The sequence below is a fragment of the Variovorax sp. PBL-E5 genome (genome assembly GCF_901827185.1).
In the GTDB taxonomy this organism is placed as follows: Bacteria; Pseudomonadota; Gammaproteobacteria; order Burkholderiales; family Burkholderiaceae_C; genus Variovorax.
In genome coordinates this window covers 5,587,825-5,599,474 of sequence record NZ_LR594671.1, presented here as the reverse complement: position 1 = coordinate 5,599,474, position 11,650 = coordinate 5,587,825, and the positions used below count along the sequence as shown (strand labels likewise).

At 70.2% G+C, this 11,650-nt stretch carries 8 protein-coding genes; 5 read left to right on the top strand and 3 right to left on the bottom strand.

From position 1 onward, the window contains the following. Positions 1-2 precede the first annotated feature (2 nt). The 4 genes from WDLP6_RS27170 to WDLP6_RS27155 are packed head-to-tail and all read left to right on the top strand — an operon-like array spanning position 3 to position 3,718. Positions 3-1,400, top strand: coding sequence for a cytochrome-c peroxidase (locus tag WDLP6_RS27170; protein ID WP_232077358.1), 1,398 nt, complete (start codon positions 3-5; stop codon positions 1,398-1,400). 29 nt (positions 1,401-1,429) lie between these two features. After that, positions 1,430-2,077, top strand: coding sequence for a hypothetical protein (locus WDLP6_RS27165; RefSeq protein WP_232077356.1), 648 nt, complete (start codon positions 1,430-1,432; stop codon positions 2,075-2,077). 4 nt (positions 2,078-2,081) lie between these two features. Then, positions 2,082-3,014 carry a 2OG-Fe(II) oxygenase gene (locus WDLP6_RS27160; RefSeq protein ID WP_162594870.1) on the top strand — a complete coding sequence of 311 codons (933 nt, stop codon included), beginning with the start codon at positions 2,082-2,084 and terminating at the stop codon, positions 3,012-3,014. A 56-nt stretch (positions 3,015-3,070) separates the two neighbouring features. After that, positions 3,071-3,718, top strand: a complete 648-nt coding sequence (locus WDLP6_RS27155; RefSeq protein WP_162594869.1) for a DNA-3-methyladenine glycosylase — start codon at positions 3,071-3,073, stop codon at positions 3,716-3,718. On the opposite strand, the gene WDLP6_RS27150 is transcribed toward WDLP6_RS27155, so the two are convergent. Both WDLP6_RS27150 and WDLP6_RS27145 read right to left on the bottom strand, forming a co-directional pair. Beyond that, positions 3,645-8,927, bottom strand: coding sequence for a non-ribosomal peptide synthetase (locus tag WDLP6_RS27150; RefSeq protein WP_162594868.1), 5,283 nt, complete (start codon positions 8,925-8,927; stop codon positions 3,645-3,647). The two genes, WDLP6_RS27155 and WDLP6_RS27150, sit on opposite strands and share 74 nt — an antisense overlap. Before the next feature lie 140 nt (positions 8,928-9,067). Beyond that, entirely contained in the window at positions 9,068-10,144 is a 1,077-nt protein-coding gene (locus WDLP6_RS27145) for an ornithine cyclodeaminase (RefSeq protein ID WP_162594867.1), read from the bottom strand. A gap of 96 nt (positions 10,145-10,240) precedes the next feature. Between WDLP6_RS27145 and WDLP6_RS27140 the strand changes: the two genes are divergently transcribed. After that, positions 10,241-10,666: an Lrp/AsnC family transcriptional regulator gene (locus tag WDLP6_RS27140; RefSeq protein ID WP_443083436.1), complete on the top strand. Its 426-nt coding sequence runs from the start codon at positions 10,241-10,243 to the stop codon at positions 10,664-10,666. Between the two features lie 7 nt (positions 10,667-10,673). On the opposite strand, the gene WDLP6_RS27135 is transcribed toward WDLP6_RS27140, so the two are convergent. Then, complete coding sequence (locus WDLP6_RS27135; protein ID WP_162594866.1) at positions 10,674-11,507, bottom strand: hypothetical protein; 834 nt, start codon at positions 11,505-11,507, stop codon at positions 10,674-10,676. Positions 11,508-11,650: the final 143 nt, after the last annotated feature.

The window sequence follows — 11,650 nt, the reverse complement described above, 5'->3', positions numbered from 1 at the left end:
GCGTGCCGGCCGGCCGCGGTGCCACGCGCGCCGCCTTCTTCATTCCTGCCGTCGTCCTCTGCAGTGCGCTGACCGCCTGCGGCGGCGGCAGCGGCGGCGGCGCTTCGGTGCCCGTCGCCGCGCTGCCGCCTGCGGCCGGCAGCTCCGCATCGACCGGCACGCCCGCATCGCCGAGCACCCCGCTGAGCCTGGCCGCGCAGGTCGGTGCCCGGATGTTCGTCGACCAGACCCTGTCGGACTCCGGCAAGATGTCCTGCGCCACCTGCCACGATCCGAACTCGGCCTACGGCCCGCCGAACGATCTGTCGGTGCAGCTCGGCGGCACCCGGCTCAACCGCAGCGGCACACGCGCCGTGCCTTCGCTGCGCTACAAGGACGTGACACCGCCCTATGCCGATCTGCTCGACAACCCCGACGGCATCAGCGTGCCCGGCCCCGGCGGCGGCTTCACCTGGGACGGCCGCGCGCCGACGCTGGCCGCGCAGGCGCAGATCCCGTTGCTCGACCCCAACGAGATGGCGAACGCGAGCGCGGCCGACGTGGTCGCCAGGCTGCAGGCCGGGCCGTACGCGGGCCTCTTCAAGCAGGCCTTCGGCGCCGACGCCTTCGCCGACACGAATGCGGCATTCCAGAACGCGCGCAACGCGCTGCAGGCCTATCAGCTCGAAGACCCGAGCTTCCATCCCTACTCGAGCAAGTTCGATCTCTATGCCGGCAACAAGATCGGCGGCAACCTCACCGTGGCCGAGGCGCGCGGGCTCAAGGTGTTCGCCAATCCGAACACCGGCAACTGTGCCTCCTGCCATTACCAGGGCGCGGGACTGAACGGCAGCTCGGCGCTGTTCACCGACTTCTCCTACGAAGCCATCGGCGTGCCGCGCAACACGGCGATCCCCGCGAATGCCGACCCGAGCCACTTCGACATCGGCATCTGCGGTCCGCTGCGCACCGACCATCCGCCGGTGCCGGGCAACACCTTCTGCGGCATGTTCAAGGCGCCGACGCTGCGCAACGTGGCGCTGCGCCAGAGCTTCTTCCACAACGGCGTGATGCATTCGCTCGAGCAGGTGATCCGCTTCTACAACACGCGCGACACGATGCCCGAGCTCTGGTATCCCACCGTCGGCGGCACGCCCAAGGCCACGCCCGATGCGGGCTTCCCGGCCTATGGCCTGATCACCACGCAATACACCGGCGGCACGGTGAAGAAGTACGACGACCTGCCGCCGTCCTTCGTGGGCAACATCGACACGCAGCTGCCGATGGACGGCCGCGCGGCGCACAGCACGCCGCCGATGTCGGAACAGGACATCACCGACCTGATCTGCTTTCTCAAGACGCTGACCGATGGCTACAAGCCGCCGGCCACAGCACCGACTTCAGATGCATGCATCCAGTGACGAGCACCAGCTTTCCATTCCGAAGCACCATGACCCTCGAACCCTTTCGCATGCCGCCGATCCTCCGCGCCGTCCTCACGCTGGCCGGTGCTCTCGGCCTCGCCGCCTGCAGCAAGCCGACCGATGCCAGCGCCGAGAACTTCACCGCGGCGATGAACACCTACCTCGCGCAGCGCGGCGACCTCTGCCTCGGCAAGAGCCAGTGGCCGATCGACGTGACCGAGCGCGAGATCGAATCCGGCGCGCGCAACGCCGTGCAGATGCCGGTGCTCGAGAAGCTCGGGCTCGTCGCCGCCTCGGTGGCCGAGATCGATCTGAAGGACGACGACGGCATCTCGCACCACATGAAGGTGCGCCGCTACGCGCTCACCGATGCGGGGCACAAGTTCTACCGCGTGCGCGACACCGTGCAGGCCGACGGCAGGAAAGCACCGCAGGGCAATTTCTGCGCCGCGCGTCTGAGCCTCGACAAGGTGCTGCGCTGGAATGCCGCACCCGGCGCCCATCAGATGGTCGTGACCTACACCTACAAGGCCGAGCCCGCGTCCTGGATGCAGGACGCCGACGCGCAGAAGGTGTTCCCGGTGGTGGCCAACGTGGTGCGCGGCGCCGGCAGCGCCGAGCTCACCGAGACCTTCCGCCTGACCGATGCCGGCTGGGTGGCCGCGGACCTCTGAGGGCATGCGCAGCATCGTCCGCTTCACGCCCGAGCTGGGCCTGTGGATCCAGCAGCATCTGGATGCCGGCCATGCGCCGGCCGGCCTGCTGGAGGAAATGCAGCGCCAGCGCATGGCGCCCGAGGCAGCGCGCGCGATCGTCGATGCCTTCGTGCAGGCGCGTGCGCGAGGCCTGCCGGTGCCGCGCGACAGCGTCGAGCTGGCGACATCTGCCGACACGACACTGCCCGCTTACCGGCACGAGGCGCCGAGGCTGCGGCCCGGCACCGCGATCGCGACCTCGGACCGCATCGTGCGCGTCGCCGCGCGGGCCGCCCAGCCGATGCTCGCGGTGCTGAACAACGTGCTCGATGCCGACGAATGCGCCGAGCTGATCGAGATGGCGCGCCCGCGCCTGCAGCCCTCGACCCTGGTCGATCCGCAGACCGGGCACGACGTGGTGACCGGCCTGCGCAGCAGCCTCGGCATGTTCTTCCGGCCGCTCGAAAACGCGCTCGTCGCCCGGCTCGACCGCCGCATCGCCGAGCTGATGAACCTGCCGCCTGCGCATGGCGAGGGGCTGCAGATCCTGCATTACCCGCGCGGCGCGGGCAGCGCGCCGCACTACGACTTCCTGTTGCGCTCGAACCCCGCGAACCAGGCCTCCATCGCGCGCAGCGGCCAGCGCGTCAGCACCATGGTCTGCTACCTGAACGACGTGCCCGAAGGCGGCGAGACGGTGTTCCCCGAGGCCGGCTGGGCGGTCTCGCCGCAGCGCGGCCACGCGGTCTACTTCGAGTACTGCAACAGCCTCGATCAGCTCGATCATGCGTCGCTGCATGGCAGCAGCGCGGTCGTGCGCGGCGAGAAATGGGTGGCGACCAAGTGGATGCGGCAGCGTCCCTTCGTGTCGGCGGCGCAGGCGCAGGCCCGCGCGGCGACAGCCGGCGCGGCCTGAAGCGGCGACTTGCGGGACACTGCTTCGTCTTTGGACGAAGCCATCGGACCGCAGCCATGCATCGCAAGCCCCCAGTTCCCGCCGCGCTCGCGGGCGTCGATTTCAACGCGCCCTCGCAGGAGGTCGCTCGCCGACTGATCGGCGTCACGGTGCTGGTCGACGGCGTGGGCGGGCGCATCGTCGAGACCGAGGCCTACGACCGCGAGGATCCGGCCTCGCACACCTTCGGCGGTCCGACCGCGCGCAACGCGGCGATGTTCGGGCCGCCGGGGCACGTCTATGTCTATCGCTCCTACGGCATCCACTGGTGCCTCAACTTCGTCTGCCGCGAGGAGGGGCATGGCGCCGGCGTGCTGATCCGCGCGCTGATGCCGACCGCGGGCCTCGACCGCATGCGCGAGCGGCGCGGGGTCGAGGACATCCGGCTTTTGTGTTCGGGGCCGGGGCGCCTGGGGCAGGCGCTCGGCATCGATGCCGGCTTCTACGGATTGCCGCTCGACGCGCCGCCCTTCGAGCTGCAGGCAGCGCCCGGCGATCATCCGGCCGTGAGGGTCGAGGCCGGGCCGCGCATCGGCCTCACGAAGGCGATCGACGTGCCCTGGCGTTTCGGCGAGCAGGGCTCGCGCTTTCTCAGCCGGCCGTTTCGCGCCGCCGCGCTTCCAGGTTCTCCGCGTGCGCGATCTGCTGCAGGCTCTCGAAGATGAGCCGGTTCGGCGCCACCTTCCAGTCCAGCAGCGCCTCGATGGCCGTCACCGCGCGCATCGCCAGCAGCGAATGGCCGCCGAGGTCGAAGAAGTTGTCGTTGCGTCCCACCTGTTCGAGGCCCAGCAGTTCCGACCAGATGCCCGCGATCACCTGCTCGCTGTGCGTGACCGGTGCGAGGTAGCTGCGGCCGTCGGCCAGCAGGCTCTCGACGGCCGGCGCCGGCAGCGCGCTGCGGTCGACCTTGCCGTTGGGCAGCTGCGGCATCTCGGCCAGCACCACGAAGTGCTGCGGGATCATGTACTGCGGCAGCCGTGACCGCAGGTGCTCGCGCAGCGCCGCGGGACTCGGCGGCGCATCGCCGTGCGCGACCACGTAGGCGATCAGCCGCACGTCCTCCTCGCTCTGTGCGCGCGTCACGGCCACGCAATGCGCGATCTGCGGATGGTCGAGCAGTGCGGATTCGATCTCGCCCATCTCGATGCGGTAGCCGCGCAGCTTGACCTGATGGTCCGCGCGGCCGAGGTGTTCGAGCAGGCCGTCGTGCCGCCAGCGTCCGAGGTCGCCGGTGCGGTAGAGGCGGGCGCCGGTCTCGCCGCTGAAGGGATCGGCGATGAAGCGATCGGCCGTCAGCTCGTCGCGGCGGTAGTAGCCCGGCGTGACGCCCGCGCCGCCGATGCAGAGCTCGCCGGGCACGCCGATCGGGCAGGCATGGCCGTGTTCGTCGAGCACCCAGACCGTGGTGTTGTCGATCGGCCGTCCGATGGCGATGCCGTGGCGCGGCGACTCGACCTTCCAGGCGGTGGTCCAGACCGTGGTCTCGGTAGGACCGTAGATGTTCCAGAGCTCGACGCTGCGCTCCATCAGGCGCTCGGCCAGGATCGGCGGCAGCGCCTCGCCGCCGATCAGCGCGCGGAAGCTGGGCGTGCCGGTCCAGCCGGCATCGATCAAGAGCCGCCATGCGGAGGGCGTGGCCTGCAGCAGCGTTGCGCCATGGCGTTCGAGCAGCGCACGCAGCGCGGCCGGATCGTGCGCCTGCGCATGCGAGGCGATGACGACCTTCGCGCCCACGGCCAGCGGCAGCAGCAGGTCGAGCACCGAGGGGTCGAAGGAGGGGCTGGTGATCGCCATCACGCAATCCTCGGCCGCCAGGCCCGGCATCTTCACCATGCCGGCGAGGAAGTTGACCACGCCGCGGTGCGGCACGCGCACGCCCTTGGGCTGGCCGGTCGAGCCCGAGGTGTAGATCACATAGGCCTCGTCGTCCGGCGTCGCGTCCAGCGCCGGGTTCGGTGCGAGGGGCAGCGGCGACTGGCCGTGCACCAGCTGCGCGTCTTCCAGCGCCAGCATCGGCAGTTCGAGTCCTTCGAGGATCTCGCCCGCGCTGCGGTGCATCAGCACGGCCGAGAGGTCGGCATCGACGGCCATGTAGCGCAGGCGATCGCGCGGATAGCCCGGGTCCAGCGGCACATAGGCCGCGCCCGCCTTCATCACCGCGAGCTGCGCGATCAGCATGTCGGGGCTGCGCTGGATGCAGAGGCCGACGCGCTGCCCGCGCCCGATGCCGCGCGCGCGCAGCGCATGCGCGAGCCGGTTCGAGCGCGCCTCGATGTCGCCGTAGCTCGATGCTTCGCCCTCGGCGTCGATCACGGCCACGCGCGCCTGCCGCTCGGGCGCAGCGAGATCGAGATAGCGGTGCACCAGCGGCTGCGCGGGCAGCGGCGCGCGCGCGCCGTTCCAGCCGTGGCGCAGCAGGTTCATCTGCGCCGGCGACAGCATCTCGAACTCGGACAGCCGGCGCTCGGGTTGCGCGAGCAGCCGCTCGACCAGCGCGAGGTAGTTCTCCAGCATGCGCGCGGCCGTGACGGGCGCGTACAGGTCGGTCGCATATTCGAGGTGGATGCGCTGCGCGAACTCGGTGTCGATGTGGACCGAGAGATCGAACTGCGCGGCGCTGCGTTCGAAGTCGAACTCCTCGACTTCGAGCCCGAAGAAATCGAGCTGGCCGACCGGCGCGTTCAGCACGTTGAAGAGCACGCGCACCGGCCCTTGCGGGCGCAGCGTGCGGTCGTGGCCGAGCGCGTCGATCAGCTCGTCGAAAGGCGCATCCTGGTGCGCATGCGCCTCGAGCGCGTTGCGGCGCACGCGGTTCACCAGCTGCGCGAAGCTCGGGTCGCCCGACAGGTCGGTGCGCATCACCAGCGTGTTCACCAGCGTGCCGACGAGCTGCTCGGACGCGAAGCGATGCCGGTTCGCGATCGGCGTGCCGATGGGCACGTCCTCGCTCTTCGCCTCGCGCCCGAGCATCAGCGCGAGGGCCGAGAGGAAGACGACGAAAGGCGTCACCGCCTCGCGGCTGCCGAAGGCGTGCACGGCCTCGCGCAGCCGCGGCGGCAGATCGGCCGACGCGCGCGCGCCCTTGAAGCTGGCCTTCGCGGGGCGCGGGAAATCGGTCGGCAGGTCGAGATCGGGCAGCTCGCGCAGCCGTTCGGTCCAGTAGTGCAGATGGGGCCGCCGGGCCGCCGCGGCCTCGGGGCTGCGCTGCCAGGCCGCATAGTCGGCATAGCCGATGGCCGGCGGGGCCGACACCGGCGCGCGGCCCGCGGCCAGCGCACCATAGGCGGCCAGCGCCTCGCGCATCAGCAGCGCGCCGGCCCAGTTGTCGGTGATCGCGTGGTGCAGCAGCCAGAACAGCACATGCTCGCGCTCGCCGAGGCGCAGCAGCATCGGATGGTGCAGCGGCGCCTTCGACAGGTCGAAGGGCTGCGCGAGCCGCTGCGCAAGCAGGGTGCGCGCATGCGCGTTGCGCTCCGAGGCCGGCAGGTGGCGCAGGTCGACGTGCTCGATCGGCACCGGCAGATGCGGCTCGATCCATTGCATCGGCTCGTGCTCGCCCATCACGAAGCAGGTGCGCAGGCCTTCGTGGCGCCGCACCATCGCATCGAAGGCCCGCTGGCACAAGACAGGATCGAGCGCGCCGCGCAGGCGGATCGCGATCGGCACGTTGTAGGCGGTCGAGGCCGGATCGAAATGCTGGATCACCCACATGCGGCGCTGCGACAGCGAAGCCGGCAGCGCCACGCCGCGCGCGACGCGCACGATGCCGGCCTGCGGGACGGGCGTGCCGTTGCGATGCTGCGCGACCTGCGCCGCCATCGCGGCCACGCTCGCATGCTCGAAGAGTTCGATCAACGGCAACTCGATGTCGAAGCGGGCATTGATGCGCGACAGCACCTGCGTCATGCGCAGCGAACCGCCGCCGAGCTCGAAGAAGCTTTCGTGGATGCCGAAGGCGCGCGTGCCGAGCACCTCGCACCAGATCGCGTGGACCGCGCGCTCGTCGTCGTTGCGCGGCATCGTGCGGCGCGTGGCGGCTTCGGGGCCGGCGGCGGGCGCGTCTTCGTCGAGGCCGGCGATCCGCGGCGCGTCGTCGTCTGTCTCGTCGATGCTCGATGCGACCGCCGTCAGCTCGCCTGCGAGGAACGCGCTGCGGCAATGCTGGCGCCGGATCTTGCCGCTCGAGGTGCGCGGCAGGCTGCCCGGGCGCAGCAGCACGATCGCGTGCACGCCCAGGCCATGCTCCACCGCGATGGCGCGCCGCACCTCGCGAAAGATGGCCTCGGCATGGGGCGCGAAAGCACGCAGTTCGAGTTCGAGCGCCAGCACCAGCGCCTCGCCGCCGGGCGTGTCGACCGCGAAGGCGGCGGCATGGCCGCGGCGCAGGTCCGGGTGCGCGCGCTCGGCGCTCCATTCCAGATCCTGCGGGTAGTGGTTCTCGCCGTGGACGATGACGAGGTCCTTCAGGCGGCCGGTGACGAACAGTTCGCCCTGGTCCAGAAAGCCGAGGTCGCCGGTGCGCAGGAAGGGGCCGTCGCCGTGGGCGAGGTGGGCGCCGAAGGCCGCTTCGCTGGCCTCCGGCTGCATCCAGTAGCCGCTGCCGACGCCGGGCGAACGCACCCAGATCTCGCCGATGCCGCCGTCGGCGCGCGCGCGCAGCGTGTCGGTGTCGACGATCACGATCTCGGTGTGCGCCATCGCCGGGCCGCAGCCGACCAGGCGGCGCGCCTGCGGCGCATCGTGCGCGACCGGCTCGAAGCGATGGGCCAGCAAGGCGCCCGCATCCGCCGCGACGATGTGCGGCTCGGCATGGAGTGCGACCGATGTCACGCCGAGCACGGCCTCGGCGAGTCCGTACGATGGCTTGAACGCCTGCGGACGCAGCCCCGACGGCGCGAAGGCGGCGAGCATGTGTTCGACGGTATCGGCATGGATCGGCTCGGCGCCGCAGCTCATCGACACCAGGCTGTCGAGCCGGCCGTCGAAAGGTTTGCGCCCGAGCGCCAGCAGCGAGGCCGCGTAGGCGGAATTCGGCGCGCCGGTGTGCGTGATCCGCAAGGCCGAGATCGCTTCCAGCCACAGCAGCGGCTTGCGCAGGAAGCTGACGGGTGACATCAGGAAGCTGCTGGCACCGGTGATCACCGGCGTCAGCACGCCGCAGACCAGGCCGTAGTCGTGAAAGTGCGGCAGCCAGCTGAGGCCGCGGCTGCCCGCATCGCCGCCGCTGGCGTCGAGCACCGCGCGCGCGTTCGCGAGCACGCTCGCATGGCTCAGGCGCACGCCGCGCGGCGACGAGGTCGAGCCGGAGGTGTATTGCAGGTAGGCGAGGGTGGACGCTTCGAGCGGCGGCGGCGCGAAGGCCCGTGCGTCGGCCGCATCGCGCGCGAGATCGGGCAGCGCCAGCCAGCGCGTCATCGCGAAGGTGGCCGGGTCGAGCACGGCGGCCGCGGCATCGAGCAGCTTGCCGGTGGTCAGCATGACGGCCGCGCGCGAATCGGCGATCACGCTGCGCAGCCGCGGTGCCGCGTGGTGCATGCGGATCAGGTCGGGTGCCGGCACCGGCACGGCGACACGGCCGGTCAGCATGCAGGCCCAGAACGCACGCACGAAGTCCAGCCCCGGCGCGAAGGCGAGCAGCACGCGGTCGCCTGCCAGGGTGCAGGTCGTGAGCCATGATGCGAGGGCGTGGACGTCGCGGCGCAGCTGTGCGTAGCTCGTCTGTTCGGCGAGGCCCAGGTCGCTGGCGAGGAAGCCGTAGGCCAGCTTGTCCCCACGGGCCGCGCATTGCGCCTCGAACACCGAGGCGAGCGTCTGTGGCGAAGCGGCGAGGGGAGGTGCCTGTCGGGCAAGCTCGGACGAAGGGGGTTGGAACATGGACCAGGCAAGCCGCGTCGCGCTGGAAAGCCCGACGGGAGTTAAAGCGAAAGCGCTCTTGATTATGTTGTAGCTGAATGCCGGCTGACACATCCCTCGACCGAGGGAGATGTGACAAAAAATAAGATCTCGCAATCGGTTCAAGCTCGCTGCAGCCTTTCAGTGCAGGCCGAGCCGTCCGCGCTGCGGCCCAGCACGCCGAACAGATTCTTCGGATCGGCCATCTGCGGCACCAGCTGCAGGCGTTCGCCGATGCCGAATTCCTCGGCCGCGTCGCGCAGGAAGCACAGCGCCGAATAGTCCTCGAGCGCGAAGCCGACCGAGTCGAACACCGTCACCTGCGCTGCATCGGCGCGGCCCGGACGCTGGCCGCTCAGCACTCGCCACAGCTCGGTGACCGGGAAGTCGGCCGGCATCTGCTGCAGATCGCCTTCGATGCGCGTCTGCGGCGCGTACTCGACGAACACGGCCGCGCGCCGGAGCACCTCGGGGTGCAGCTCGGTCTTGCCGGGGCAGTCGCCGCCGACCGCGTTCAGGTGCATGCCCGGCTCGATCATGTCCGGCGTGAGGATGGTCGCGAGTGTCTTGTCGGCGGTGATCGTGGTCACGATGTCCGCGCCGCGCACCGCGTCGGCGGCGCTGGCGCAGGGCAGCAGCGCGAGTCCCTGGCCGTGCAGGTTGCGCATGAGCTTGTCGGTGGCGCGCGCATCGGTGTCGAACAGGCGCAGCGTGGTGATGCCCAGCAGGTCGCGGAAGGCGAGTGCCTGGAACTCGCTCTGCGCGCCGTTGCCGATCAGCGCCATGGTGCGGCTGTCCGGGCGCGCCAATGCGCGCGCGGCCACGGCCGACATGGCGGCGGTGCGGATGGCGGTCGCCAGCGTCAGCTCGGCCAGCAGCAGCGGCGCGCCGGTGGCGACCTCGGCCAGCACGCCGAAGGCCATCACGGTGGGCAGGCCGGCGATCGGGTTCTTCGGATGGCCGTTGACGTACTTGAAGGCGTACAACGCGTCATCGGCCACCGGCATCAGCTCGATGACGCCGTCCTTCGAATGGCTGGCGACGCGGGCCGACTTGTCGAAGGCCGGCCAGCGAAGAAAGTCCTGTCCGATGCGCGCGGCCACGCCGGCCAGACAGGCGGACAGTCCCTTGCGGGCGACGATGCGCGCCACGTCGGGTGCGCCGAGGTAAAGGGTGGAGATATCTTGCAGCTTGGACATGATGAGCCAGTCTCCCGCGTCCCGGCGGCAGAAAGAAGCGTCAAGATTGCACCATTCGCATGGCTGGCTGACGAAACGACAGGACGCATTGACCAAATGGACATCGACGAACTCGATCACCGACTGATCGCGCTGCTGCGCCACGATGCGCGCCTGCCCGTCGCCACGCTGGCCCACAGGCTCGGCGTCTCGCGCGGCACGGTGAACAACCGCCTGCGCAAGCTGGAGGACGGCGGCGTGATCGTCGGCTATGCGGTGCAGCTGCGGCCCGAGATGCGGTCCGACGAGATCCGCGCCTGGATGGGCATCCTGGTCGAGGGCAACCAGACGCGGCAGGTCATCGCCAGCCTGCTCGGCGAGCCCGGCGTGGCCGCGCTGCACGACACCAATGGCCGCTGGGATCTGCTGGCCGATCTGCGCGCCGCATCGATGGCGGAGCTGTCGCAGGTGCTGGAGCGCATCCGGCTGCTGAAGGGCATCCGCAGCACCGAAACCAGCATCCATCTCGCGACCTACCGCTAGGCAGGCCTCAGAAGCGCGCCTTCAAGGCGACCGTGGGCCCGTGCAGGCGCACGCGCAGCCGCTCGGCGAGGTAGCCGTTGCGCTGCAGATCGATGTTCGTCAGGTTGTACGACGCCACGACGCCCACGTTCTTCAGCGGGAACCACTCCACCCCCAGTGCGGCGTTGTAGATGTTGCCGCTGAACTTGCCGCCGAACTTGCGGATGCCCGAGGCGTCCGCGAACAGGCGCAGGTCGGGCGTGATGGCATGGCGCACGCCCGCTTCCAGCAGCGGGGCGATCGCGTCGTCGCTGTCTTGCTGGCTGAAGGCGGCCGTGAGTCCGTTCAGGCCGGCCACCGCATTGGTGCGCAGGGTGGCCTTGTAGTAAGCGGCGCCGGCGCCGAGGCCCAGCACCGTGTTGCCCGAGCCGATCCACCATCTGTAGGCCAGCTGGCCGAAGTCGAGCTTGAAGTCGACGTTGGCATTGCCGATGGTGGTCACCGTGCCCGGGCCGATCGCGAAGTTGCTGGCCAGCGCCCCCGTGTAGCCGCGGCTGTATTGGAAATAGTCAAGCGACAGGCCTTGCGAATCGCCGATCAGCAGGTCGGCCGAGATGCGCGGCATCGTCACGCGGCCGCGCTGGATGTCGCCGGAGTTCAGCGCGCCATACGGCGTGAGCACGGTGGCATTGATCGTCGGGTCCGCGCCATAGGCGCCGACCGAGAAGCTGAAGCGGTCGAGCGCCGGCGACGGGTCGGCCAATGCCGGTGTCGAGGCCAGAAGACCGGAACCCGCGAGCGCCGCAAGAGTGCACAAGCACGTGGCCCGGCGCGCGCGACGGGCGGAACGAATCGATGACATCCAAAACCTCCACACAAGATGGCAGGACACTGCGCGCGGCTTGGCCGGCACCGGCCTTGTTCCGTCTGTCGCCACGCTCCCTTGGGCGCTGCCACCCTAGACGCGGTGGCATGCGGGACCAAGGCGGCCCGGGCGACTGTGGC